The sequence below is a fragment of the Ligilactobacillus sp. JN-6 (Y).1 genome (assembly GCF_058111525.1).
Genome location: NZ_CM176599.1, coordinates 2,422,521 through 2,449,431, shown reverse-complemented (window position 1 = coordinate 2,449,431; position 26,911 = coordinate 2,422,521). Strand labels below are relative to the sequence as shown.

Annotated in this window: 24 protein-coding genes; 19 read left to right on the top strand and 5 right to left on the bottom strand. The window is 39.5% G+C overall.

The window, feature by feature from the left end; all coding sequences use genetic code 11:
• Window positions 1-96 precede the first annotated feature (96 nt).
• The 4 genes from spxA to pepF all read left to right on the top strand — a co-directional run bounded on the left by spxA (window position 97) and on the right by pepF (window position 4,576).
• A complete protein-coding gene (gene spxA / locus AC3XNE_RS11555; RefSeq protein ID WP_017867358.1) occupies window positions 97-495 on the top strand; it encodes a transcriptional regulator SpxA in 399 nt (132 codons plus the stop codon).
• Window positions 496-766: 271 nt separating this feature from the next.
• Window positions 767-1,516: an adaptor protein MecA gene (locus AC3XNE_RS11550; RefSeq protein ID WP_489832218.1), complete on the top strand. Its 750-nt coding sequence runs from the start codon at window positions 767-769 to the stop codon at window positions 1,514-1,516.
• A gap of 119 nt (window positions 1,517-1,635) precedes the next feature.
• On the top strand, window positions 1,636-2,406 hold the full coding sequence (locus AC3XNE_RS11545) for a competence protein CoiA (protein ID WP_489832217.1): 771 nt from the start codon (window positions 1,636-1,638) through the stop codon (window positions 2,404-2,406).
• 361 nt (window positions 2,407-2,767) lie between these two features.
• A complete protein-coding gene (pepF, locus tag AC3XNE_RS11540) occupies window positions 2,768-4,576 on the top strand; it encodes an oligoendopeptidase F (RefSeq protein ID WP_489832216.1) in 1,809 nt (602 codons plus the stop codon).
• Between the two features lie 57 nt (window positions 4,577-4,633).
• Here pepF and AC3XNE_RS11535 read toward each other — a convergent pair whose 3' ends face one another.
• Window positions 4,634-5,296: a DsbA family protein gene (locus AC3XNE_RS11535; RefSeq protein ID WP_489833417.1), complete on the bottom strand. Its 663-nt coding sequence runs from the start codon at window positions 5,294-5,296 to the stop codon at window positions 4,634-4,636.
• Between the two features lie 576 nt (window positions 5,297-5,872).
• On the opposite strand from AC3XNE_RS11535, the gene AC3XNE_RS11530 reads away from it, so the two are divergent.
• The 3 genes from AC3XNE_RS11530 to mgtE are packed head-to-tail and all read left to right on the top strand — an operon-like array spanning window position 5,873 to window position 8,956.
• Window positions 5,873-6,682, top strand: a complete 810-nt coding sequence (locus AC3XNE_RS11530) for an NAD kinase (protein WP_489832215.1) — start codon at window positions 5,873-5,875, stop codon at window positions 6,680-6,682.
• Window positions 6,679-7,572, top strand: a complete 894-nt coding sequence (locus AC3XNE_RS11525; protein ID WP_489832214.1) for an RluA family pseudouridine synthase — start codon at window positions 6,679-6,681, stop codon at window positions 7,570-7,572. Before AC3XNE_RS11530 ends, AC3XNE_RS11525 begins: the two co-directional genes overlap by 4 nt.
• Before the next feature lie 13 nt (window positions 7,573-7,585).
• Complete coding sequence (gene mgtE, locus AC3XNE_RS11520) at window positions 7,586-8,956, top strand: magnesium transporter (protein WP_489832213.1); 1,371 nt, start codon at window positions 7,586-7,588, stop codon at window positions 8,954-8,956.
• A gap of 174 nt (window positions 8,957-9,130) precedes the next feature.
• On the opposite strand, the gene AC3XNE_RS11515 is transcribed toward mgtE, so the two are convergent.
• On the bottom strand, window positions 9,131-10,135 hold the full coding sequence (locus AC3XNE_RS11515; protein ID WP_489832212.1) for a LacI family DNA-binding transcriptional regulator: 1,005 nt from the start codon (window positions 10,133-10,135) through the stop codon (window positions 9,131-9,133).
• Between the two features lie 152 nt (window positions 10,136-10,287).
• On the opposite strand from AC3XNE_RS11515, the gene AC3XNE_RS11510 reads away from it, so the two are divergent.
• Both AC3XNE_RS11510 and galT read left to right on the top strand, forming a co-directional pair.
• A complete protein-coding gene (locus AC3XNE_RS11510) occupies window positions 10,288-11,451 on the top strand; it encodes a galactokinase (RefSeq protein WP_489832211.1) in 1,164 nt (387 codons plus the stop codon).
• 39 nt (window positions 11,452-11,490) lie between these two features.
• Window positions 11,491-12,984, top strand: coding sequence for a UDP-glucose--hexose-1-phosphate uridylyltransferase (gene galT, locus AC3XNE_RS11505; RefSeq protein ID WP_489832210.1), 1,494 nt, complete (start codon window positions 11,491-11,493; stop codon window positions 12,982-12,984).
• Window positions 12,985-13,075: 91 nt separating this feature from the next.
• On the opposite strand, the gene AC3XNE_RS11500 is transcribed toward galT, so the two are convergent.
• Window positions 13,076-13,714 (bottom strand): copper homeostasis protein CutC, encoded by a 639-nt coding sequence (locus AC3XNE_RS11500; protein WP_489832209.1) that lies wholly within the window; start codon window positions 13,712-13,714, stop codon window positions 13,076-13,078.
• An 18-nt stretch (window positions 13,715-13,732) separates the two neighbouring features.
• On the bottom strand, window positions 13,733-14,767 hold the full coding sequence (locus AC3XNE_RS11495; RefSeq protein WP_489832208.1) for a lactonase family protein: 1,035 nt from the start codon (window positions 14,765-14,767) through the stop codon (window positions 13,733-13,735).
• 174 nt (window positions 14,768-14,941) lie between these two features.
• Between AC3XNE_RS11495 and AC3XNE_RS11490 the strand changes: the two genes are divergently transcribed.
• A complete protein-coding gene (locus AC3XNE_RS11490; protein ID WP_489832207.1) occupies window positions 14,942-15,301 on the top strand; it encodes a PTS glucitol/sorbitol transporter subunit IIA in 360 nt (119 codons plus the stop codon).
• Between the two features lie 83 nt (window positions 15,302-15,384).
• On the opposite strand, the gene AC3XNE_RS11485 is transcribed toward AC3XNE_RS11490, so the two are convergent.
• Window positions 15,385-16,362, bottom strand: a complete 978-nt coding sequence (locus AC3XNE_RS11485) for a GMP reductase (RefSeq protein ID WP_489832206.1) — start codon at window positions 16,360-16,362, stop codon at window positions 15,385-15,387.
• Window positions 16,363-16,671: 309 nt separating this feature from the next.
• Between AC3XNE_RS11485 and AC3XNE_RS11480 the strand changes: the two genes are divergently transcribed.
• From AC3XNE_RS11480 to pgsA, 9 genes are all read left to right on the top strand, one after another.
• Window positions 16,672-17,181: a YbaK/EbsC family protein gene (locus AC3XNE_RS11480; protein WP_489832205.1), complete on the top strand. Its 510-nt coding sequence runs from the start codon at window positions 16,672-16,674 to the stop codon at window positions 17,179-17,181.
• A gap of 27 nt (window positions 17,182-17,208) precedes the next feature.
• A complete protein-coding gene (locus AC3XNE_RS11475; RefSeq protein ID WP_489832204.1) occupies window positions 17,209-18,081 on the top strand; it encodes a methyltransferase domain-containing protein in 873 nt (290 codons plus the stop codon).
• Window positions 18,082-18,405: 324 nt separating this feature from the next.
• The gene (locus AC3XNE_RS11470) at window positions 18,406-18,918 is read left to right on the top strand and encodes a tRNA (cytidine(34)-2'-O)-methyltransferase (protein ID WP_489832203.1); all 513 of its coding nucleotides are present in this window, start codon (window positions 18,406-18,408) and stop codon (window positions 18,916-18,918) included.
• 208 nt (window positions 18,919-19,126) lie between these two features.
• A complete protein-coding gene (locus AC3XNE_RS11465) occupies window positions 19,127-21,472 on the top strand; it encodes a DNA translocase FtsK (RefSeq protein WP_489832202.1) in 2,346 nt (781 codons plus the stop codon).
• Window positions 21,473-21,705: 233 nt separating this feature from the next.
• A complete protein-coding gene (yfmF, locus tag AC3XNE_RS11460) occupies window positions 21,706-22,950 on the top strand; it encodes an EF-P 5-aminopentanol modification-associated protein YfmF (RefSeq protein ID WP_489833416.1) in 1,245 nt (414 codons plus the stop codon).
• Window positions 22,950-24,260, top strand: a complete 1,311-nt coding sequence (gene yfmH / locus AC3XNE_RS11455; protein ID WP_489832201.1) for an EF-P 5-aminopentanol modification-associated protein YfmH — start codon at window positions 22,950-22,952, stop codon at window positions 24,258-24,260. Before yfmF ends, yfmH begins: the two co-directional genes overlap by 1 nt.
• 29 nt (window positions 24,261-24,289) lie before the next feature.
• The gene (gene ymfI / locus AC3XNE_RS11450) at window positions 24,290-25,015 is read left to right on the top strand and encodes an elongation factor P 5-aminopentanone reductase (RefSeq protein ID WP_489832200.1); all 726 of its coding nucleotides are present in this window, start codon (window positions 24,290-24,292) and stop codon (window positions 25,013-25,015) included.
• Between the two features lie 89 nt (window positions 25,016-25,104).
• Entirely contained in the window at window positions 25,105-26,169 is a 1,065-nt protein-coding gene (locus AC3XNE_RS11445; RefSeq protein ID WP_489832199.1) for a helix-turn-helix domain-containing protein, read from the top strand.
• Between the two features lie 19 nt (window positions 26,170-26,188).
• Window positions 26,189-26,776 carry a CDP-diacylglycerol--glycerol-3-phosphate 3-phosphatidyltransferase gene (pgsA, locus tag AC3XNE_RS11440; protein ID WP_489832198.1) on the top strand — a complete coding sequence of 196 codons (588 nt, stop codon included), beginning with the start codon at window positions 26,189-26,191 and terminating at the stop codon, window positions 26,774-26,776.
• The last annotated feature ends 135 nt before the right edge of the window (window positions 26,777-26,911 follow it).

Sequence of the window (26,911 nt, the reverse complement as noted above, 5' to 3'; positions counted from 1 at the left end):
CAAAATAAGGTTTTATTTTTGTAGAATTAGTGTATAATAATGGATGTAGAGAATATGTTGTTTGAATATGGTTTAACTATTAAAGGAGCGATTTACATGGTTACATTATATACGTCACCAAGTTGCACTTCATGTCGGAAAGCTCGCGCATGGTTAACAGAACAGAATATTCCTTTTAAGGAACGTAACATTTTTTCAGAACCGCTCAGTGTTAATGAAATCAAACAAATTTTGCAGATGACTGAAGATGGAACTGAAGAGATCATCTCGAAACGTTCTAAAGTTTATCAAAGTCTTAACGTTGATTTGGATGAACTTCCATTAAAAGAATTATTTGATTTAATTCGAAAAAATCCAGGTCTCTTGCGTCGGCCAATTATCATGGATGATAAGCGTCTCCAAGTTGGTTATAACGAAGATGAGATCCGTCGTTTCTTGCCACGTGATGTTCGAGCAATGGAGTTAAAAGAAGCTCAAGCTTTGGCAGGATTTTAAATTAAGGATGCAAAACCGTCTGCGTGCAGGCGGTTTTTTTGTAGAGTTGCATGTAATTTTTGAAGTTTTATCCGTTCGGATGTGCGTAATGCTTAGTATAAATTGCACCTAAAAGGTAAAAGATGGTCAAAAAGTAAAAAAGTTGATAAGGATATTGCTGGAGACTGATTTATATGGGCTAGACTGTGTATTTTTAGGCAGATGCGTGGTACAATCGAACTAATTGTTAAGATAGAGTTATTTAGTTAAATGAAAGGTGGGGAGACCACAGATGGAAATGGAGAAAATAAACGACAACACGATACGGGTTTTGTTAGAAAACCAAGATTTGGCTGATCGTGGAGTTACAGTCCTAGATCTGTTAGGGAGCCAAAGTGAGATCGAAAACTTCTTTTATAGTATTTTGGACGAAGTGGATGTCGATCACGAATTTAGGGATATTGAGGCGGTCACTTTCCAGGTTTTACCTAATCGCAATGGGTTAGAGCTTTTTATTTCTAAAGTTGATCCCAATAATATGGATAAAATGCCATATAATCCAGCTAACGATCACACCAATGATGCTTCAACTGATGAGATCAAGAAGACTTTAGATCAATTGAATATGAATGGTTTTGGAGTTAATGATGATGTTGCTGATTATATCCAAAATCACATTTCTAATTATCGTGATGAAAGAAAAACGAAGATCCAAGCAAGTGATGATCATGAACAACATGGGGACGAAATAGCTATCAAGCACTATCTAGTCGGTTTTTCTGACTTCGAAGATTTCATTGAACTTGTAAAAACCATTGGGGAAAGCGAGATAAAGGCTAGTCTGTATGTCTATAAATCTCAGTATTATCTTGATTTGGCCTTTGATACCCATGAAGTGTCAGCAGAACGGATCAAAGATTTTATGAGTAACATGTATGAATATGGCCAGCCAGTTAATTTTGGTTCTGCTCTTTTACGTGAAAGAGGTCGTGTGATCGTCGAAGATAATGCATTTAGTTGGGCTTTAAGTTACTTTAAGTAAACTTACTTCCGTAGTATGTAGAAATAAAACTATAAGCAAGAAGTCACTTTTTAAGAGTATTTTTAATTAAAAAAGTGGTTTCTTGCTTTTTTTGCATATTTTTAATAGGAGGTGGCAAGATGTTGTACGCAAAGGACCAAAAAGGAGCTTACGTTAGTGCTAAAAAAGCAAGTAAGCAAGGCCATTATGTTTGTCCTAGTTGTTCGGGAACAGTTTGCTTAAAAAAAGGAACATTAAAAATTGCTCACTTTGCCCATAAGAAAAAGGGCTGCCTGGCATATAGCGAAGGTGAAACAGCAGAGCATTTGGCTGGTAAAAAATTGTTGGCAATTTGGTGCCAACAGTTTCAGTGTGAGGTCAGACTGGAAGCCTATCAAGAAGAGTTGCGACAAAGGCCTGATGTCTTATGTATTTTTGCGCAAAAGCAGCCTCTTGCGCTTGAATTTCAGTGCGCGCCTTTAAGCCTGGATGAGATGGTACAGCGTTCTTATGGCTACCAGCAACATCATTTTAAATATGTATGGATCTTAGGTCGGCGTCATTATCCTCAAAAAAATTTAACGCAGCAAATTGCGCAGTTCATCCGCTGGCATCACAATTTAGGTTTTTATTTGATCTACCTGGATACAGTTTATGATCGTTTCGAAGTACTATACGGTATTCAAATGGCTGATCTTTTGCCGCTGAAGTACATGCGCTTTTTTGCTCATGATTTGAAAGAATTAGTGGCATTTTTACACACAGATCATCACATTCGGTATTTTTCATTGACCACTTTGGAAGAAGAAAGCAAATGCGTAATCTGGCTTTTAAAATACATGAGCGTGACCGTCAAATATACGCCGTACAAAACTTGTGCTATGAGCAACATTTTTCTTTTGTTGATTTGACTCAGGAAGTGCTCTCAACTAGATATTTTCCACCGATATACCGCTTACCGGCTTTTCTCTGGAAAATAAGTGTTGTCCTTTGCCTTTCTTCTGGTACAAAAACAACTAACAGGAACAAGTTTTTAAATCGACATCAGGTATTTGGAATGCCCTTTGTTTCCATGGAGCTGATATGTAAAGCGGAATGGGATAGCTTTAAAAAGTTTGTAGATAAAATTGATTTTACTAATGATTATCGATACAATTGATTGCAATATAAGTGTTGGAAAAGCCGAGTGCCTTTTTGGGAGCTTGGCTGGTTAAAAGGTTTTGTGATCATTAATGAACGTTTCTCGACACTTTTCATTCGAGGAGGTCAATTATGTCTGAAGTAAAGAAAGTACCACAAAGAAGTGAAACTGATCCCGAGTTTACTTGGGATCTGAGTAAGGTATTTGCCACCGACCAAGATTTTGAAAGATCTTTCGAAGATGTCAAAAAACAAGCAGAAAAATTTGAAGAATTTCAGGGAACGCTGGGTGATAATCCTGAATCACTATTAGCTGCTGTGAAGGCCTTGCTCGCGGTTTATCGTTCGTCAGAAAAAGTGTATGTTTATGCTAGCATGAAGAATGATCAGGATACGACTAACTCCAAGTATCAGGGCATGTTTTCTAGAACTCAAGCGATGTTTGCGCAATTGGAAGGAAAATTAGCCTGGTTTGATCCGGAACTTATGAGCTTAGGTCAAGAGAAAGTCCAAGATTATATGCAACAAGAGCCAAGACTAAAAGAGTATGGTCATTTATTTGCGGACACGCTACGTTTCATTAAGCATACTTTAAGCACGCCGGAAGAAAAGTTATTAGCCTCGATGGGAGATATTTTTTCAGTGCCGGAAAATATTTTTTCCGTTTTAGATGATGCTGACTTGGAGTTTGCAGACGTGATCGATCAAAATGGTCGCACAACAGAGTTGACTGATAGTACATATAATCAGCTGATCCAATCAACAGACCGGACTGTTAGAAAGCAAGCTTTTACTAAGTTATATGACGTCTATCATCAGTTTTTACGCACCTTTGCCAAGACCCTCGGTTCACATGTTCATATTCAAAACTATGATGCAAAAGTGCGACACTACGATAGTGCACGACAAGCTGCGTTAAATGAAAATAATATCCCAGAAAGTGTTTATGACAACTTAGTTCAAACAGTTCATAAACATCTTGACCTATTACAGCAATATGTTGGTCTTCGTCAAAAAGTTTTAAAATTGACCGACCTGAGTATGTATGACCTTTACACTCCTTTGACTGGTAAGCCTGAATTAACATACACATTTGAAGAAGGTAAGAAAATCGCGTTAAAGGCACTGTCAGTTTTGGGTAAAGATTATGTTGAACGGGTCAAAAAAGCATTTGATGAACGTTATATTGACGTCCTTCCTAACAAAGGTAAAAGAGGCGGCGCATATTCAGGCGGCGGGTACGATACACCACCTTATATTTTGCTGAATTGGAACGACGACCTTGATAGTCTGTACACTTTAGTTCATGAGATGGGACACAGTATGCATAGCCAACTGACCAAAACCAATCAGCCTTTTCAATATGGAGATTATTCTATCTTTGTAGCGGAGATCGCATCTACCACTAATGAGAATTTGTTGACTGCATACTTGTTAGAACATGAGACTGATCCATCGGTTCGGGCTTATGTTTTAAATTATTATTTAGATGGTTTTAAGGGAACTGTTTACCGGCAAACACAATTTGCTGAATTCGAACAGTGGCTTCACGAAACTGATGCTAAAGGAGAGCCCTTGACAGCTGACGAAATGTCAGCCAAATATTTAGACCTTAACCAGCAATACTATGGAAAGCAGGTCGGTAGTACGCCGCAAATAGCTGATGAATGGGCTAGGATCCCGCATTTCTATTATGACTTTTATGTTTACCAGTACTCAACAGGTTTTGCTGCAGCAACAACATTAGCTAATAATATTTTGGATGATAAGCAAGAGGATACCACAGCTTATTTACATTACCTGCAAGCTGGCAGTTCAGACTACCCGATCAATATTATGCGCCAGGCTGGTGTGGATATGACGCAAGTTGATTATTTAGAGACTGCTTTTGCAATGTTTGAAAAACGTCTAAAAGAACTGGAAGAAATTCTAAATAAGTGAATGTTTTCAATAAAAAAAGGCTCGTCCGTTTTTTGCGGTCGGGTCTTTTGAATTAATTTAATAATTATTGCTATCAATTTGAATTTTAAGTGGAGTGTGGCTGGACTTTAAAAATGAATTCAGATGCGAATGACAACCACAGTCTTTTTCAACTAGATCCGTTGGTGCTTTGCCGGCTAAAACTTCCTTCAAAACATGTTCAGATTTGCACGCATCCATTGAGATCCCACAATCATAACCCTTAACGTTGAATACAACAACAGTAGGATGATGTTCAACATTCATTTCTGCGGCCGTTTTTTGGTCTTGCATAAAAGACTTTGCAGTGAACTCTGAATTGCGATCGTGAATAAACATTTCTTCATCTAAGCCGCTTTCCATAGCCGCCTGCATTGCAATTTGGTCGGTATAATTGTCATCTGCAGAGCTCTCCATTTGTCGTTGGATGCTTAACAGGAACTTCCTTCCACGCTTTTTACCTTGGAATACAGCGGCCTTAACATCTAAAGCAGCATGGTAAATGTTGACGACTAATTTATTTCGAGCAACTAGGTCAGTTGGTGATTGACCATTTAACTTCATTACATCCTGGACACTTTGCATATTCATTAAAGGAATGAACCGAAAACGGACATCTTCACTAGCATCTTGGATCAAGTCTAAAATATTTTGCTCAGCGTGATAACAGACGCTACCGATCGGGTTAATAAATAAATACATTTCTAACAAAATTGCTTCCTCCAAAAACTAACTGTCTTTTCCATTAGATATCATTTTCACCTTAACAGACTTACTTTTAATTGCAATTAATGTGTTTATTACGAATAATTACTCATAGAAACGACTATAAAGCTGTTATTTCTATAACAACTTTAGTGTTAATATCTCTGATTTTTCACTTAAATTTATGTCTTAATTGAAACTCAACCTAATTATAGTGAATATGTAGATAAATTTAAAGTGAAATACACTAATTTTTGGTATATACCAGAAATTTTTACTTTAGCATATTAATGTTTAAAGTTTAAACATTGCTGTTTTCAGAGTACCAAAAAACATTTTAGCTTGCAAAAATAGTGCTTGACAAAATTCTAGTGTTTTGAGCTAATAAAATTTGAAAGCACACAGGTAAATTTTTTCCAAAGCTTTTTTCAAAGCTTGGACTAAAATGAGACTAAAATTCAAATGATTTGGTAACTGTGGTACACTAGATAAGTGAGTGAAAGCATGGTAGTATTAGCTTTCTATGTATTCGATAAATTAGTAGTGGAGTAAAGCAAGTAAAAGAGGAAAGTTATGAAAATCGCGATTTTTGCAAATGACTTAGATAAATCATTAGCGGTCAAGCAGCAACTACAAAAAAAGTTAGCTGACAGACACTTTATTTTTGATTCCAAAAATCCCGATATCGTGATCACAGTTGGCGGTGACGGGACCCTGTTGGCCGCTTTCCACCATTATGAAAAGCAATTAGACCAGATCCGTTTCGTTGGTGTCCATACGGGTCACTTAGGTTTTTATACCGATTGGCGTGATAATGAAATTGATGACCTGGTTGTCAGCATCCAGTCTGATAATCGTCAGTCGGTTGCCTATCCATTACTTGATGTTAGTGTACAAATGCGTGAAAGTGGCGAGGTTCAGCAGTTCTTAGCGCTTAATGAATCATCGATAAGAAGAGTCGGACCAACTATGACCTCCGATGTTTATATTGGTGGAGACCTATTCGAACGTTTTCGCGGTGATGGTTTGTGCGTTGCCACACCCACAGGATCAACGGGTTATAGTAAATCCTTGGGTGGAGCTGTTGTTCACCCGGATATGCCGGTTTTACAGTTGGCGGAGATCAGCTCGATCAATAACCGTGTTTTTAGAACGATCAGTTCTCCATTGATCATTAGTCCTAATGACTGGGTGAATATTCGTCCTGTCAGTCCTGCTAATAACCAAGACTTTTTGTTAACAGTAGACTCTCGTTATTATCACACCTCGGACATCGCACAGATCACATATAAAGTTTCTAAAAGGAAAGTTTATTTTGCAAAATACCGCCATAATGGCTTTTGGAACCGAGTGAAGGATGCGTTTATTGGTGATGAGCAATGAAATTTGTGTGGGAATATAGGGGCAGTACACATATTAAATTGAGATCTTTTCTGAAACAAGAGCACGTGTCACGTAGATTGTTAGCGAAAGTTCGTCATGAAGGCGGTCAACTCTTAGTTGATGATGCACAGGGACGGACAGTTGATAATATTTTTCCAGGTCAAAAGGTGACTTTGATATTACCTCCTGAACATGGACGAAAAACTGAAATTGTCCCCTCTTATGTACCGTTAGATATTATTTATGAAGATCGAGATCTTTTAGTAGTTAATAAACCTGCACACTTAACTTCAGTCCCATCGAACCTATATCCAAATGATTCTTTAGTGAATCGAGTTTGTGGTTACTATGAAGTACGTAATTATCACGGGATCATTCCACATATAGTTTCAAGGCTTGACAGAGATACAAGTGGGTTGGTTTTGTTTGCAAAACACCGTTACGCTCATGCTTTACTGGATATACAAATGCAACAAAGAAAAATAGCTAAGCAGTATTTAGCACTAGTTGAAGGGCAGTTGCCAGTTTTGAACGAGTTTGATATCGAAACTTCGATCGGTCGTGATCCACAAGGCCTGTTTAAGCGGCAAATCGACCAACATGGGCAACAAGCGTTGACACATATTAAGTGTTTGAAGTGTGGTTTAAGAGAGGCGTTACTTTTAGCACAACCAAAAACAGGAAGGACGCATCAAATAAGAGTCCACTGTGCAAGTATCGGTTGTCCTTTATTAGGGGACACTATGTACGGGGGACGTTTTGTTGGTGGGATCTACCGGCAGGCCTTACACTGTTACCGGCTAAGTTTCAAACACCCATTGACGAAAAAACAGCTAGATTTCACTGCTCCATTAAAGAAAGACATGTACAAATACACGAAAAATCTTTAGAAGAGGTACAAAAATGGCCGATAAGCAAATGCAAAATGTAAATAAAAACGACCAGATCATTCAATTATTAACTGATCAAAAAGCTAAGTTATTTCGGCGTGAATATCTGGACTTGCACGTCCATGAGCAAGCTGAAATTTTTTCGGACTTAGATGAAACTTTACGAAGCAGAGTCTATCGCTACTTAAGTGCTGATGAAGTCGGTGATATGTTTGATGCGATCGAAGAAGAACCGGAAGATGTAGTTAGATATTTCAAGGAAATGCCAGTTCAATATGCAGCTAAGGTCATAGATGAAATGTACACGGATAATGCCGTCGATATTTTAGCCTATGCACAAAATAAAGATCTGACCCATTATTTGTTGGCACTGCCAGAGGAGCGCTCGGCAGAGATACGTGAGCTGCTCCATTATGAAGATAAGACTGCCGGCGCTTTGATGACCACTGAATATGTCGATATTTTTGCTGACCAGGATATTAGCTCAGCCATCAAAGATATTCGTGAAGAAGCAGCTGATGCTGAATTGATTTATTATGCGTATGTTGTTACTAATGATAATGAGTTGATCGGAGTTGTAACTTTACGTGATCTATTGACTAATTCGGAAGAAACACCGATATCTCAGATCATGACAGAACCTGTGATCTCTGTACCAGTCGACGAAGATCAGACTGAAGTTGCACAAAAGGTGCGTGATTATAACTTCGTGGCCTTGCCGGTTATTGACTATGCTAACAAGTTAGTTGGCATTATCAACGTTGATGACGTTATTGATGTTATCGATGAAGAAAATGCTGGTGAATATTCAGGTTTGGCTGGTGTTGATACTGAAGAAAATCCGGAAAACCCGTTTCAAGCGTCACTTAAGCGTTTGCCTTGGTTGCTTATCTTGTTATTGATGGGGATGTCAACTACGACTTTGATCGATCATTATGAGGCTTTGATCTCACAAGCTAGTATCTTGGCCGTTTTTGTTTCTTTGATCACCGGGACAGCTGGTAATGCAGGTACGCAAAGCTTGGCTGTGGCGATCCGCGGGCTGTCCAATAGTGAAGAGGATCGTCGCTCAGGGATCAAAACAATTTTTAATGAGTTACTAACGGGGGTATTTGCCGGTCTGATAACGGGCGTAGCCATCTTTTTGCTCGTCGGTTTTTGGAAACACAATTTTATTTTAGGTTTTGTGATCGGGATCTCGATGGCAACTGCGATCACTGTTGCAACGGTAGCGGGTAGTTTTATTCCGTTGATCATGGACAAGGTCGGCGTCGATCCTGCGGTGGCATCAGGGCCGTTCATTTCCACCTTGAGTGATCTAACATCGGTTTTGATCTACTTTAATATTGCGCACCAGTTTTTAAATTTTTTCTTGAATAATTAGAAAAGCAATTCTCAAAGTTAAAAGTGAGAATTGCTTTTTTAGTGGGTTCTCTCGAGACAAGAGATCCCGCTCATCCAAGTCAGGCACTAGACCCCCCCCTGAAAAGCGCGCCATAGTAGCTGACTCAGATAATACTCGAGTCAAAGCGGCTTGCTGCGCTCTGTACGGTAATTACTACTTCGAACTGTCTCTAGTCACTAGCCGAACTCCGTGTGTTATTTTTATTGGGCTATTTTCTGTGCCTGGTGAAGCCAATTGAGAGGCTAGTAGTTCAACGGCCGTTGCACCCATTTGCTGTGTGGGGACGTGGACACTGCTGAGTTTGGGATAAACAAACTTCGCTAAAGAAGAATCATTGAAGGAAATAATACTAATATCTTCTGGGACTTTAATGTTTTTTTCTTGTAATGCTCTTAAAGCACCGACTGCTAAAGAATCATTGGCCACAAAAAAGGCTTCAGGCAGATTGTTTTTTAAGTCGGCTAGAGCGTGTTGCATCAGTTGGTAACCAGAGTCCATTGTAAAATCGCCTACATAGACATAATGGCGATCATACTCTTTTTGGGTAGTTAACATTTTTTTAAAGGACAAAAATCGCGGGTCTAGAAGGCTTTCTTCTTGGTCTGAAGTATGTTCTTCACCAGCCAACATGCCGATCTTGGTTAGACCAGCATGTTTAAAGTGGGCTAAAACTGAGGCAACTCCATTGTCGAAGTCAGGAATAACGCAACTATAACCTGCAAAAAGAGTATCACAATCAACAAAAACAATATTATCTGAAAGCTGACCTAATTCTTTGATCTGAGCTGTACTAAACTTGCCTAAAGCTAAGATCCCAGCACATGCGGCGGCTTTTTCTAATGGGTCAGTGTGAAACAAGCGCACGATACTGTAACCTAAAGCTTGGGCTCTTTTTTCGATGCCTTCCCGTAAGGTGAAATAATAGCGATCATTTAATTCTTGTTGTTCCGTGTACCATTCAATGATAGCGATCTTTTTATTTGCCGACTTTTTAGTGGTATGACTGCCTGTTTTTTGATAGTTTAACTGATGTGCAGCATTAAAGATCCTTTCTTTGGTTTCATTAGACACCGACATGCTTGAATCATGGTTCAAAACCCTTGAGACTGTAGCTGACGAAACTTGAGCCAGATGGGCGATATCTTTGATAGTTGCCATTTGTGCACATCCTTTCAATTTATATGATAGGTATATTTTACCACAGCCATTAATTAAGTAAATATATTAGTAAAACATTGCTGTATTTAGTAAAATAGTATACAATAAAAATCGTTGAAACGTTTACTTAAAATTCTGGGAGGTCTTATCACATGGATAAACAAGAACTCAGCGATACATTTACTAATATTTATCAAACTAAACCAAGTGCCACATATTTTTCACCTGGACGGATCAATTTGATCGGTGAACATACCGACTATAATGGAGGTCATGTATTTCCATGCGCGATATCATTGGGTATTTGGGGTGTGGCTGCCAAACGTGCGGATCGCAAATTACGTTTTTATTCTGGTAATTTTACTGACCTTGGTGTGATCGAAGCTGACCTAGATTCCTTAGAATATGTTAAGGAAGACTCCTGGGCTAATTACGCCAAAGGAATGGTCAAGTTTATCCAAGAAGCAGGACACACATTAACTAGCGGTTTGGACATTTATATTAACGGCAATATCCCTAATGGGTCAGGTTTATCTTCTTCAGCAGCTTTAGAAATGCTTATTGGCTTGATCGTAAATGATCAATTTGACTTAAACATCGAGCGGCTCGATCTGATCAAATTAGGAATGAAGACGGAAAATGAATTTATTGGTGTTAATTCTGGTATAATGGATCAGTTTGCCGTGGGGATGGGACAAAAAGACCATGCGCTTTTACTAGATACTAATACTTTGGAATATGAAGTTGCACCTATTGATTTGAAAAATCATGTCATCATTATTATGAATACCAACAAACGTCGCGAACTAGCAGATTCTAAATACAACGAACGACGCGCTGAATGTGAAAAAGCTTTGCGCGAGTTACAAACTAAGTTGGATATTTCTTCGTTGGGTGAATTGGATGCAAATACTTTTGATGAATATGCCTATTTGATCGAAGACGGTAATCGTCTCAAACGTGCCCGTCACGCTGTTCTGGAAAATGAACGAACACTGCGGGCTAAGGATCTTTTGCAAGCAGAAAAATTAGAGGAATTTGGTCGGTTAGTCAATGCCTCTAATGTTTCCTTGGAACATGATTATGAAGTTACAGGTCGAGAGTTAGATACATTAGTGCATACAGCTTGGAAGCAAAAGGGTGTCTTAGGTGCGCGGATGACTGGAGCTGGTTTTGGCGGCTGTGCGATCGCCTTAGTTGCTACAGATCGAGTCGCAGATTTTGAAAGTCAGGTTGCAGCTGAGTACACGGAAAAAATCGGATACGCTCCTTCGTTTTATGAGGCAGAGATCTCCGATGGTACGAAAGTTTTGTAAAAGATAAGAGAGCAGAGGCTCAAAAGAGTAGGTGATAAGATGACTCAACAAAAATTAGTTGATGCTTTTATTGACCAAGTGATCAAAAATAGCAGTTTTGAACAAGAAGATCAAATTTATTTACGTAATTATGCTTTACGAGTAGTTGGTGACGAAGCATTAAGTGCCGTTACTAAGCAAAAGGGATTGTTAGATCTCAAAGATGATCTGGTCAAACAAGCTCAAATCGACGGGCATTGTGGTGATACTCATGATGAAAAAGACATCGTGGCTGCACAATTGATGGAGCTGATCGTTCCGCGTCCTAGTCAAGTCAACCGCCAATTTTGGCAAACTTATACGAATGACAGTCCACAACAAGCGATCGCAGACTTTTATTCCTTAAGTAAAAAAAGTGATTATATTAAAACACGTGCGATCGCTAATAACATTTATTTCACGGCAAAAACTGAGTATGGTGAACTTGAGATCACGATCAATTTATCCAAACCTGAGAAAGATCCGAAACAAATCGCGTTGGCCAAGAAGCAAAAGTCAACGAGTTATCCGTTATGTCAACTGTGTTTGGAAAATGAGGGCTATTTAGGAAGGATCGGGTATCCAGCCCGCAGCAATCATCGGGTGATCCGTTTTGACATAGATGATGAGAAATGGGGCTTTCAATATTCTCCGTACGCCTACTTTGGTGAACATTGTATTTTTTTGGATACAAGACATCATGAGATGCAGATCGATCAAGATACTTTTAGACGCTTACTAACGATCATTGAAAAGTTTCCGGGCTATTTCGTTGGTAGTAATGCTGATTTGCCGATCGTGGGTGGATCGATCTTGACTCATGAGCATTACCAGGGCGGACGCCATGTTTTTGCCATGGAACAAGCGCCGATCGAAACTCCTGTGAACTTTATCGGTTTTTCAGATGTAACGGCAGGGATCGTTAAATGGCCGATGTCAGTTATTAGATTACGGGCAACATCTAAGGAAAAGTTGACTGAGCTAGCAACTAAGATCCTAGATAAGTGGCGAGGGTATAGTGATGAAAATGTCAATGTGTTAGCACAAAGTGATGGTCAGCCACACCACACGATCACTCCAATTGCGCGCCACCGCGGCGATCAACTTGAATTAGACCTGGTCTTGCGTGATAATCAAACTTCCGCAGAATTTCCGGATGGGATTTTTCATCCCCATGCTGATGTTCAGCATATCAAGCAAGAAAATATCGGTTTGATCGAAGTTATGGGTTTAGCTATTTTACCGCCACGGTTGAAAGACGAACTAAAAGAGGTGGCCAACTATTTGTTAGGAGAACCTAATCAAATTGCAAAGTATCATTTGCCATGGGCGCAAAAAATCAAACAGTCGCATAAGCAACTTACAAGTGATAATGTAAATGTTATTTTGCAAAAAGAAGTGGGGTTGGTGTTTGCCAGAGTTTTGGAAGATGCCGGTGTGTTCAAGCGCGATCAAAAAGGACAGCAGGCCTTCCTTAAGTTTGCAAAAGAAGTCGGGATAAATGAAAAATATTAAATTTTTTGTATGAAAATAACCGGTAATATTCAAGCTATTAACTTGGGTGTTACCGGTTGTTTTGTGATTTAGATCTGTTAGTTATTGATACTTACAAGGAAACTATCTTAGAACCATGGACTTGTGTCACGCCTATTTCTTGGGCAATTTTGTCACAATTATCTGCGGTAATACCACCGCCTGGCAAAATAGCTAGGCGGCCATTCGCATATTCCACTAACTCTTTAAGATGAGTTGTGGTTGCGTTGATCGGTTGTGATAGTGGGCCACCATGAGTTAATATGCGTTCATACCCTTGCTCAGCTGCCCAATCAATTGCTCTTTTTTGTTGGTCGAAGTTCATTTCATCAAAAGCCATGTGCAAAACAAGCTGCATTCCCCCAGCTGCTGCACCGAGCTGTTCCATAGCTTCTAAGTCAAGGTCGTTGTTGGGAGTCAAAGCACCAAAGGATATCCCATCTGCTCCTAAGGCTTGTGCCTCAAAGATATCAGCTTCCATGATTTTGATCTCCGTGTCATTGTAGACATAATTACCTTTCCTGGGACGGATCAAAACAACCAAAGGAATGTTTTTTTCATGACAATATTTAACTGCTTCTGCGATAACACCTTTACTGGGGGTCGTTCCGCCAACAGCGAGATTATCGCAAAGTTCGACCCTTCCAGCGCCGTTCTTACATGCAGCTGGAAGGTTGGTGAAGTTTTCGAGACATGCTTCTTTTAATAGCAAAAGTTTCATCTCCAAGTTTTATTTTTCTGCTGAGTCAAAACAAACGCAAACACCCTCAGGGACTGAGACATCTTTTTGGAGACATGCCAATCGTCCTGTCTTTGGGTTACGTTCAAATAAAGTCACATTGTCGGTATTTTGATTAGCGCAAACGATGAATTTTTCAGTGGAGTCTAAAGAAAAATCGCGCGGAAAGTCGCCTTCGGTCGAGATCTGTTGCACTAACTGGAGTTGATGATCCGCTTGGACCATAAAGACCGCTAATGAATTGTAACCGCGATTTGAAACATAGACAAATTTTCCATCACTAGAAATTTTAATGGCAGCTGCTCCATTGTGTTTGGTCCAATCAGTAGGGATAGTTTTGAGTGTTTGAACGATCTCAAAGGAACTTTGTGTTTGGTCATATTTTAATGTGCTGATCTGACTGGATAATTCTCCTGCTAAATATGCGTACTCACCATCTGGAGAAAATACCAGATGCCGCGGGCCATAGCCAGCCTCGGTTTTTAAAACGCTGACTTCCGTCAATTTACCGGCATCTGAAACATTATAGACATAGATCTTATCGCTGCCAAGATCAACTGCAACTAAACGTCCATCGGGGGTGAGGTCGGTGTAGTGGATATGAGCACTGTCTTGTTCTTCACGTGGACCTTTGCCTGTTACTGTCACACTGTCTGTTTGGGACAAGGTATGATCTTCTTTGATCCGATAGACTATGACTTCTCCTTTATGGTAGTTAGCCGTATAAATAAGCTGTCTTTTTTCATCAACACCAATATAACAAGGACTGGCTCCCTCGTGCAAAATACTGTTGTTCTTGGTGAAACCAGCAGTTGTTATTTGATAACTACTCAGCCCACCTTGACCATCTTCCGAACTGACAGCTAATAAGTCATTTCCTTTGGTCAAACGTAAGTATGTTGGGCCACCGATCGAGATCACCGCCTGTGGGTCACTCAGTTGTTTTTGCTCAGTATCAAGTGTTGCTTGATATATACCCTGACTAGTTTTCCGGGTATATGTACCAAAAAAGATTTGTTCTTTCATAAAGTACTTATCCACTTCCTTTCAAAACTTTCAAGTTAAAGTATAGCATTCAAATCGTTATGCGTCTTTAATTATGCGCTAATTTTACGCGCGAGAACAAATGTAAAATAAATTTTGACTAAATAATATGCTAAAATAAAAGGGAAATGTTTTTTAAGAAAGAGGTTAAACTTAATGCTTAAGACGAAGATCACTGCGATCGGAAAACAGGCTGCTTCTAAAGAAGATGGGTTAATTATTTTATTTAATGATACTGCTTCTGCTAAACTTCGTGATGTTTCGATGATCCATGAAAAACTCGCTGATCATGAGCAAAAGTATGACTTGGAAGTTGGTCAAAAAATCAGTTTTGATCAGCAAGATTACGAGATCACTTATATAGGCCCGCTAGTTGAAAGCAACTTAATGTCGATCGGACATACTATATTTGATTTTCATGAAGTAGGAAATCAGCCGCGAACTAATGCTATCTATTTAACACCTCACGTTGAACCGAATGTCCATGTTGGAACTCTGATCACATTTGGTGGTTAACGGAGGGCATTAAAAACGACCTGAACAATTTTTAATGAAAGTTGCTCAGGTCGTTTATAGTATATTTTAAAAAAGAGCTAACTTTAAATCGTGTCTCCGTTGAAAATCGAGTTTTTGACGATCACATAGTCAACCTTACGTAAGCCAGCCAATGAACGCCCACCCGAATAAGAGATCGATGATTGAAGGTCTTCTTGCATTTCACGCAGTGTGTTGGCAATGCTGCCACGATATGGTACCAGCAATTTTTTACCTTCAACGTTTCTGTATTCACCCTTCTGATATTCTGATGCGGAACCAAAATAGGTCTTGAATTTTTGACCATTTTCTTCGACGATGTCACCTGGTGTTTCCGTATGTCCGGCAAACAAGGAGCCGATCATGACCATTGACGCGCCAAACCGGATCGATTTAGCAATGTCACCATTGTTTCTGATCCCGCCATCTGCGATGATCGGCTTGCTGGCAGCTTTGGCACAGAGACGCACCGCCGCTAATTGCCAACCCCCTGTGCCGAAACCAGTTTTTAATTTTGTGATACATGCTTTACCCGGACCGATCCCGACTTTAGTCGCATCGGCACCAGCATTTTCGAGTTCACGGACTCCTTCAGGCGTTCCGACGTTTCCCGCGATCACAAAGGCTCCAGGAAGGTTCTTCTTAATATAGTGGATCATATTAATGACTGAATCTGCATGTCCATGAGCGATATCGATAGTAATGTACTCAGGTATGAAATCATCTTTACTCAATTGATCTACCAAGTCGTACTCTTCTTTTTTGACACCAACAGAAATTGAAGCAAATAAGCCTTGGCTGTGCATTCTTCTGACAAAGTCCAACCGAGTTTCTTTATCAAAACGATGCATAATATAAAAGTAACCGTTTTGCGCTAGCCAAATAGCTAAGTTTTCGTCAATGATCGTGGCCATGTTGGCGGGGACCACTGGGATCTTGAAAGTCATTGGGCCGAACTTGATAGTAGTATCAGCCTCGGAACGACTATTGATAATACATTTATTAGGAACAAGCTGGATGTCCTCATAATCAAAAACTGGCATGTTTATCCCTCGCATTCTGAATTGTGGATCTTTAATATAATTATTCGTTCTTGTACTTTTGTCCTTGCCACAAACAATCAAATTCTACCTAATTTTATGAATATAGTCAAATATAAAAGTAGCTGTTTTTGTGATCGTTCGGATTTTGCTAAAAAAGGATAGACCGCTTAATGACTTTGTGTCTTTTGTCAAGCTGGATGGTAGTTTCAAACAAGAAATAAAATTGGTAAACAGGTGGATCTAAGACAGTTTCTGTTGAAAAGTTGAATAAATATAATAAAATGAAAGGGACAGAGAGTAGGCGAGAAGATGGCAAAAAAGAAAAAACAACCCAAAAAAACAAATGAAGAACGTATCTTAGATGATAATAAGATCACTTATAGTGAAATGCAGTTCGACTGGTTATCTGGTAAGGAAAAGGCACTTGAACAAGTTAAGCAGGTTGGTTTAAACGAAAAAAGTATTTTAAAAACTATTGTGTGTTTAGGCAGCGAAGGGCCAAAGGATTACTTAGTTGTTTGTTTACCGATCGTTTCAGAGATCGATCTGAAGGAAGTCGCGCGTGAACTTGGTAAAAAACAGATCCATTTAGCAGACAACAAAGAATTGATCAAAATTACGGGTTATGTCCACGGAGCCAATACACCGATCGGTATTCATGCTTTTAAGGGATTTCCGATTTATTTTGATCAGCAGATCAAGAATTTTCCGGAAATTTGTGTGTCAGCTGGGAAAGTCGGACGTTCTGTGCGCATGAAGTTAGATGAATTGGTCGATCTAGTCGACGGTCAATTTATTCGAGTGGCAGATGAAGCATAAGTGAAATAAAGAGGTCAAGGAAATAAAATGAAAAAAATTGAGCAGGCAAGCTTGTTTTTACAACAAAATCTGGATCTTTTTAAATGTCCGATCTGTGGACAGCCATTTAAACATGTAAAAAATCGTCAACTTGAATGTCAGCTGGATCATAGTTTTGACCTGTCTCGCAAGGGGACACTATTCATGATCACTCATAAAATCAAGAGTGAATATGATAATCGAGAAATCTGGGAAGCTCGACGTAAAATGTTGACCTTAGGGTTATTTGATCCAATAGTTGAAGCAATTAGTGCAGCAATGCCACCACGGGAAAATTTAAAGATCCTTGATATTGGGTCGGGTGAAGGTACTGTGCCGGCTAAATTAAAGCAACTGAAACAAAATTCTGCCGCCACGCTTTTAGGGATCGATATTTCAAAAAGTGCCGTCAATTTAGCAACATCTTACCAAAACGGCAACTTTTTTTGTGTAGCTGACTTGGCTGCGCTGCCGTTTGCAGACCAGTCATTTGACTGCATCACGGATATTTTTTCACCTGCGGCATACCAAGAATTTAAACGTGTTTTAAAACCAGATGGCAAAATTTATAAGATCATACCAAATAGTGATTATTTGAAGGAATTACGTGCTTTATTATATAGTCCAGAAAGTGAACATCAAACATACGATAATTCAGGGGTTTTGTCTTTGTTTGCCAAAAATTTTCCTGAATTTCGGCGTCATGATATCAAATATACCTTTGCTTTTCCGGCTAAAGATTTTTCTTCATTATTAATGATGACCCCGTTAAATTGGGGTGCATCCGAACAAACTAAGCAACATGTTTTAGAAAACCCGCTGCATCAAATCACAGTTGATGTTTCATTGTTAGTCGCTGGTAACGAGCAAGGTAGAGAATGAAGAGACGGTTGTATAAAGTAAGGAATAATACTTTACGTTGAACCGGAGTGTTTTTAAAGAAAATCTGTTAGAAAAGGGTTGCACCCTCTTGTGTTCTAATGTTAAGGTAATTTTTAGGATTATGTTGCAAATAAAAGTGCTAAGTCGCCGTTATTTGTGAACGTATTTCATTAACGCAGCCGGTCGCAGTTTAGCACCGAACGGCTGCGCTTTTTTTACCAGTAAATGACGATTATTCTGGCAGTAATTTATCAGGCAAACGATGCTTGATAAATTAATTAAATAAAAAGGCGTTAGGGCCTAATCAAAGGAAGGAATTTACTAGTGACTAACCATATTGCTTTATTTGAACCATTAATGCCTGCGAACACAGGCAATATTGCTCGAACGTGCGCAGGCACAAATACTGAATTACATTTGATCGAGCCGCTCGGTTTTTCAACTGAAGATAGATACTTAAAACGAGCCGGACTTGATTACTGGGAGCATGTTAAAATCACTTATCATAAAAACTTAGTTGCATTCATTGAAAGCATTCCCAATTTAGAACAGTTATACTTGGTGTCTAAGTTTGCCGATCTTTCATATACAGATGTTGACTACTCTGATACCAGCCAAGATCATTATTTTCTGTTTGGAAAAGAAACGACCGGCTTGCCTGAACCTTTTATGCGCCAGTATTCCAATAAATGTATTCGGATCCCTCAAAATGATAAAAATATTCGTGCGCTTAATTTATCTAATTCTGCAGCGATCGTTATTTATGAGGCGGTTCGTCAACAAGGATTTCCAGATCTGGAAACGACTCACTTCTATGATCACGATAAATTAAAATAGTTTACACGGAGGTTTGTCGATCGTGGCAAACCGTTTTTTATTTATAAAAAATTTGTATTAAAATGAGTAAGCTGAATGGATGTATCTATTTTCGCACAAATGTTCCTTTAGTATAGATTATGGTATACTAACACAGGAGAATACAGACGGTAACATTTTGTTGAGCACCATCCGCTAAGCAAATGCTACTTTGGAAAGGAGTTTGAAATTGGCTAGAAAAAAGAGAAGAACAGGCCATAAGCAAACTAAAAAACAAAAGCAGCAAATGACCACCAGGATCATTGGGATCGTTTTGATCGTATTAAGTTTGGCTGGTGGTTTTCACTTAGGCAATATGGGGTTATTACTGGCCAATTGTTTTCGTATTTTTCTTGGCGATGCTTATCAATTAGGAACGTTCTTCGTGGTCATTGTTGGAGCATATATGTTGGTAAACGCTAAGGAACCGCGTGTTAAAGCGGCTTATTTAGCAGGAGGAGCTTTAGTTACAGCTAGTGTGATCCTCTTTTTAAGTACTTATCTTTTTGGTCGGTTGGATTTACATACTGATTTCTTAGCGGTAACCTGGCAATATTTAAAGGCAGACATTATTTCGAATAGTGTGGGCAGTGCAGTCGGAGGCGGTCTATTAGGTGCTCTTTTTTACCAAACAACTTATTTCTTGTTAGCTCAGGTCGGCAGTTACGTTGTTGCAGCTTTATTATTACTGGGCGGTGGATGCGCTATTTTTGGCATTTCATTTGGAAAAGTGGTTGATTTTTTAGGGCTGGTTTTGTATGAGCTATTAAAATTTTTCAAAAAAGCAGGTTTATCGTTAGAGGAGCTTTTGAAAAAAAGCGGCCCTTGGTTGAAGCGCAGACGTGAGTCTTTACGTAACAAAGTCCAGCAAGATTATTTTGATGATGCAAAACAAAATAGTATCAATGATGAGCAGGAAAGTTCTGCAAAGAAAACACAGGATGTGTCCGCTCCGTTAGTGGATGAACGGCCTGAGACAGTTACTATAGAAAATGATATTAATGATGATAAGGACCTGCCACCGGCACACTCTAATGATGATCCTGCCCTCTGGAATGAGCAAACTTCTCAAGATCCGCAAAAAAATGTCAGAGAAGTTAAAGCTAAACCAACGAACCCAGACTATGAATTGCCGGACGCTAACTTGTTACAAGATGTCGCCCCAACTGACCAAAGCCAAGAAAAAAAGGCTTTACGTCGGAATCAAGATGTACTTAAAAAGACGTTCAAAAGCTTTGGAGTTGATGTTGAGTTAAAGAATACGATCCTGGGACCATCTGTTACTAAATACGAATTGCATCCTGCGATCGGTGTCAAGGTTTCTAAAATCCTCAACCTTACAGATGATCTGGCTTTAGCTCTGGCAGCCAAAGATATTCGGATCGAAGCCCCGATCCCCGGTAAACCTTTGATCGGTATCGAAGTTCCAAATCAACAGGTAGCTACGATCTCATTCAAAGATGTGATCAGTTCAATGAAGCCAGATCCGAACAAGCCGCTTGAGGTGCCATTGGGACGGGATGTTTCAGGTAATTTAGTAACGGCTGATCTTTCTAAGATGCCTCATTTATTGATAGCCGGTTCCACAGGGAGTGGTAAGTCGGTAGCCATTAATGGCATCATCACTAGTTTGTTGATGAATGACACACCCGATCAAGTCAAAATGATGTTAGTTGACCCAAAGAAGGTAGAGCTTGGTGTGTACAATGAGGTCCCACATTTGTTGACACCCGTCGTGACTGACCCGAAAAAAGCTGCTCGTGCTTTGCATAAGTTAGTTTCCGAGATGGAACGACGCTACGAGTTATTTGCTAATACGGGACAAAGAAATATTAGCGGTTATAACAAAATGGTCAAACAGCAAAATAAGGAGCAAAAAACTGCTGAGCCAACCTTGCCCTATATCGTAGCGATCGTTGATGAGTTATCGGACCTGATGATGGTTGCTTCAAACGAAGTAGAAGATGCGATAATTCGTTTAGCTCAGATGGCACGTGCTGCGGGCATCCATATGATCCTTGCCACGCAACGTCCGTCAGTTGATGTTATAACTGGCTTGATTAAAGCCAATGTTCCTTCACGAATGGCATTTGCCGTCTCATCTGGGACTGATTCGCGCACGATCATCGATTCTTCTGGTGCTGAGAAGTTATTGGGACGTGGTGATATGTTGTTCTTGCCGATGGGGATGAATAAACCTATCCGTGTTCAAGGTGCCTTTATATCCGATAAGGATGTCGAAAATGTCGTTGAATTTGTTAAGGGTCAGCAAGAAGCTTCTTATGATTCATCTATGGAGGTTACAGACGAAGAAGCAAGTGATCCTGAAGGTGGTGATGAGGAGGACGAACTTTTTGCTGAGGCAGTCGATTTTATCACTAAGGAACAAAAATGCAGTATTTCCTTGCTGCAACGTAAGTTTAAAATTGGCTATAATAGGGCGGCTCGTATTGTGGATCGAATGGCCGAAAAAGGTTTTGTCGGTCCGCAAGAAGGCAGTAAGCCACGCCAAGTTTATTTGAAAAAAGAAGAATAAATCTTTAAAGGCTGATTTTAATGTGCTATAGTACCCGCATTAAAATCAGTTTTTTGCTAATGAAAATAAAAGCCCTCTAAGCGAAAATTTTTTTGGAACCCCATGTTATGTGGATCTTTACAAAAACAGTCGCCATTTTTAGTACGCGCGTTGTTTTTATTGTAATTTTCAGCTATGATATAGATTGTATTTTTAGACTATCCCAAGAGGAGAATTGATCGTAATTGGAAATAATGGACGGCGTAAATTTGACGCTTAAACCAACAAAAAAATATAAAACTAATCAAATTTTAGTTTCATTTACTAATAATATTAAGAAGCAAAATGAAATTACAGCACGGACACTGCTGGCAGATCTGTTAGAGACTACCAGTCGCCGGTTCCCGACACAACGAACAGTTGCATTAAAGTTATCCGAATTGTATGGTGCAAGTTTCGGGACCTCGGTCAGTCGTTACGGCAATATATATGGTATCAATTTTATTATCAATGTCGTAAATGACCGGTACTTGCCTGGGACAGCTAATGTCTTAAAAGAAACTTTCGCTTTCTTAAATGAGATGATCTTTTCACCACAGATCGACCAGGGAAAATTTGACGAAGCTGATTTTCAGATCCAAAAACAGAACTTGGACGCTTTTCTGGCATCTCTTGATGACAATAAACAGGGTAAAGCATTGTCTAGTATGAATGCGCTCTATTTTCACGATCGTTTACAGCAGATCCCGGCAGTTGGGCAAGCAGGTGACATTAAGGACCTTAACGCTGCTAACATGGCAATTTTTTACGATAAGATCATCGCAGAAGATCAGATAAATATAGTTGTCTCTGGCGACATCAATGAAGAAGAGGTTCTTGATGCTCTTCAGGTCATGCCGTTTACAGCTCGCAAAAAGAAACGATTGGGATTGATCTACACTCAATCCGAGTCGAAGCAGGTCAAGAAAAAAAGCGATAAAGAAAGGGTCAGTCAGAGCAAGCTGAACTTAGCTTATAGTTTGCCGATCGATTTTGCTTCAGAAGAACGCTTTTCAGCGATGGTATTTAACGAACTTTTCGGCGGGTCAGCTTTATCGCTTCTTTTTCAAAATGTACGTGAAAAAAATAGTCTTGCTTATTACGCCGAAAGTGATATGGACCTTTTTCGTCAGGAAATGTGGGTACAAACAGGTATTCAGACAGCTAACAAAAACAAAGTTCTAGAAGTAGTGCGACAACAATTGTCTGACGTCCAGTCTGGCCGTATAAATGAAGGGCAACTAAAGAAAATCAAAGCTTCGATGATCAATAGTTATATCGCACGTGCTGATATTCAGTCAGTTGACTTGAGCAGAGCTTTAGGTGCCAGTCTGACAGGTGTGTTGACCACTGAAGATCAGTGGATCTTCGGCGTCGAACGTGTGATGCCTGCAGATATTAAAGAAGTTGCTCGCAAAGCTCATCTCCAGGCAGTGTATTTTTTGGATGGGGATATTTGATGAACATTTTGAAATTAGCTTACCCTCAGTTTAATGAAACACTGTATCGCAAGACGTTGCCTAATGGGCTGACGGTCAACTTGCTTCCACGTGGGGGATTCCATAAAACGTATGCAGTCATGACAATTAACTATGGGTCAGTTGACACAAACTTTGTCGATCATCAGGGAAAACGAATAAAGGTTCCAGCAGGGACCGCCCATTTTTTGGAACATAAGCTTTTTGAGAAGCAAGACCATGATGCTTTTGATGTGTTCGGAGAATACGGCGCAGATGTTAATGCATTTACGAGTTTTACTAAGACTAGTTTTCTTTTTTCAACTACCCAAAACCTGAGAAAATGTTTGCAAATTTTGTTGGACTTCGTGCAAGATCCTTACTTTTCTGCACAAACAGTTGAAAAAGAGAAAGGTATTATCGGCGAAGAGATCTCAATGTATGATGATGATCCAGACTGGCAATTGTTTTTTGGAATGTTAAGTGACCTTTACCCTAAAGATCCGTTATGCGTGGATATCGCCGGCACTAAAGATACGATTGCTCAAATAGATCCGCAATTATTATATGATTGTTATAATGAGTATTATCAGCCGGATAACATGGATCTTTTTGTGGTAGGGGGCTTTGATTTAGCTGAGGTTTTAGAGACTATCGAACAAGATCAGGCGCAAAAGCAGTTTTTGGTCCAACAAAATGTTAGTGAGCCAGCAACATTTCTGGGAAAGTCAGGCAGTGACATTTGTCCTTTTGCTGAAAAAAAGATGAATGTTACCCGTCCAAAATCTATGATAGGTATTAAGGGAATGCAAAAAGTACCGCAAGGAAGAGCAGGACTTAAGTACAAATTAGAACTTGAATTAGGGCTATATTTGTTATTTGGCGAATCTTCCGCTTTGTTCCAAGAACTCTATCAGGCGGGAATAGTTGATGATTCTTTCAATTATGAGCTGGAGATTGAACGTGGTTTTCATTTTGCAGTTATTTCTGGAGATACTACTTATTTTGAGGAAATGGAGGACAGGATCAAGCAAACGATCATGCACGCACCTAACATTCTGGCTGAGTCTCAGCAAGAACTTGACTTAGCCAAAAAAGAATTTTTAGGTCAGTATATTCAAGCGCAAAATTCCCTGGAAAGCATTGCTAATGGTTATGATGGCCAGTTATTTGAACATGCTACTTTATTCGATTATGCGATACAAGTTCAACAAATCACCTTGGAACAAGTAGAAGAAGCCATTGAAAACTTACTTGCTCCGCACGTTATCAGTACTTTTAGAGTAATGCCGGAAAAAGACGAAATGAGTTAGAAATCAAGCAATTCGGAAGAAGGACTATTATGCAATGGGCACTTATTGTAGGCGCGTCTGGTGATATTGGTACACAGATCGCTGTCGACCTGGCAGATTCAGGCTGGTCACTTTATTTGCACTATTTTAACAGCAAACAAAAGGCGGTAAAATTGCAAGAACAACTGCATGAAAAATACCCGAAGCAAGATTTTCTTTTGGTACAGGCAGATCTTTCTCAAAGCAGCAGTGCAGAAAAAATCACTCAGCAGCTTTTTTCTCTTAACGCTGTGGTTTTTGCGCAGGGAACGACTGATTATGGTCTTTTCGCGGATTCTGAGCCGAAAGCATTAGGTAAAATGCTCGCTATGCAAGTTGAAGTCCCATTACATTTAGTCCAAGCTTTGCAAGATAAACTTGCGCGTTTTGGCCAAGGAAGGATCGTTTTTGTAGGGTCGGTGTATGGAGGAGCAGGAAGCGCGATGGAAGTTGGTTACTCAACAGTTAAAGGTGCACTGAGTGCCTTTGCTTCTGCTTACAGTAAAGAAGTTGCTTCTTTAGGGATCACAGTTAATGTGATCGCCCCCGGAGCAGTGTCAACTAGAATGAATTCGACGTTTACACTGCAAGAACGTGCTGAGGTTGCCGCAGAGATACCAGCTGGACATTTTGCCAGGCCAAGTGAAGTCAGCTATTGGATCAAGGTCCTTTTAGATAAACAGGCGGGGTATTTGACTGGACAAACCATTTATGTCACGGGAGGATGGTTAAAATAATGATTTCTTAATGAAATGCATTATATTCCTATGATATACTATTACTGTTTGAAAGTATCTAAATTAAGCAAAGATATGGAGTAATAAAAGTGAGTGAAATCGGACAAACATTAAAAAATGCGCGGGTCGATAAGGGCTTGACCCTAGATGATCTGCAACAAACAACAAAAATTCAAAAACGTTATTTGATTGCGATCGAAGAAGAAAATTTTGATGCACTTCCAGGCGATTTTTATGTTAGAGCATTTATTCGAGAATATGCAGAGACTGTCGACCTTGATGCTGGTGAATTGCTTGCTTCGATCGATGACCAACTTGGCAAACATGAAGAAGAACCAACTGAGACCAACGAGACTATTTCACGTGTGAATATGCGTGAGAAAAATAAAGATACTGAAATGGGCAGTGGACAAAAGCTGCTTAACTATTTACCAACGATCGTTATTGTGGTAGTGGTTGTGGCGATTATTGGTACGGTTTTTGGAGTTTCGTATAACAATAAACGGCAAGCACAAAAATCTGTTGATAATGATGTAACAGTTTCATCTGCAGCTTCAACGTCTAAAACATCTGCTGGTCAGAGTTCAAAATCTGCTTCAAACAAATCAGATCAACAATCTAAGAATGAAAGTTCGAAAAAGAAGGCTAAGAAGTCTAAAAAGACCAAACAAAAAATAAGTTTATCGCAAAACTCGGGCTCGAACTTTGTGTACACTATGGAAAATGCACCGAAGACTAACAAGGTTTCGTTGAAAGTTTCTGGCGGCAGCGCTTGGAACTCAGTTTCTGTCAACGGAACTCAAAGCTGGCAGGGTACCTTGGCTGAGGGAGAAGACCACACGGTAGATATTCCTGCTGATGCTACTAGTGTTGCTATTCATTTAGGTAATTCTAAGGCTACTTCGATTAAGATCAACAACAAGAAGTTCAATTTTTTGAAGGACAACGCTGATTTGACAGTGCGGACATTAACGATCAAGCTTAGTGATCCCGCTGATCAGCAGAGTTCTAATAGCGAGGGAAACACAAATGCACAGGGCCAGAATGGTCCAAGTAGCCAAAATAGCCAAACGACTACAGGAACACAGAATGGTCAAAATACGAGTTCGGCACCAAATACCAATACAAGTGTTGGCAATGGTACTAATCAATAAATAAGGAGTTGGTTTTTTCATGAATCTTCCTAATAAATTAACGGTCGTCCGCATTATCCTGATCCCCGTTTTTATTTTACTTTTAGCTTTACATCTAGACTGGGGGATCGTAACTGTAGTTGGTACAGATATCCCCGTGAACGATTTAATAGCTGCAATTATTTTTGCGGTCGCTTCACTGACTGATTTCGCAGACGGGCAGATCGCTCGTCGTAATCATTTGGTAACGAACTTTGGTAAGTTCGCTGACCCACTTGCGGATAAAATGTTAGTTATGACGGCCCTTATATTTTTGGTCGAATTGGGAAAGGCGCCAGCTTGGGTCGTGACGATCATTGTGTGTCGCGAATTAGCTGTTACTGGTCTGCGCTTGATTGTTGTTGAAAATAATGGTGAAGTGATGGCAGCAGCCATGCCTGGCAAGATCAAGACTACTTCTCAGATGTTTGCCATCATTTTCTTGTTCTTAAATAATGTATTTTTCGCAAATATTCACCTTCCGATCGGTGAGATCCTGTTGTATATCTGCCTGTTCTTTACGCTTTACTCGGGAATAGAATACTTTTACAATTCGCGGGATGTTTTTTCCGATTCGTTTGGAAACTAATTAATAACAGTATTGTTTTGTTTTATGAGACCACCGCATATAAAAATGTTGGTGGTATTTTTTATGTTACTGTGTAAGCTTAATACTAGTGGTATGATAGAACTTATTATGAAAAATATGACATTTACAAATGTT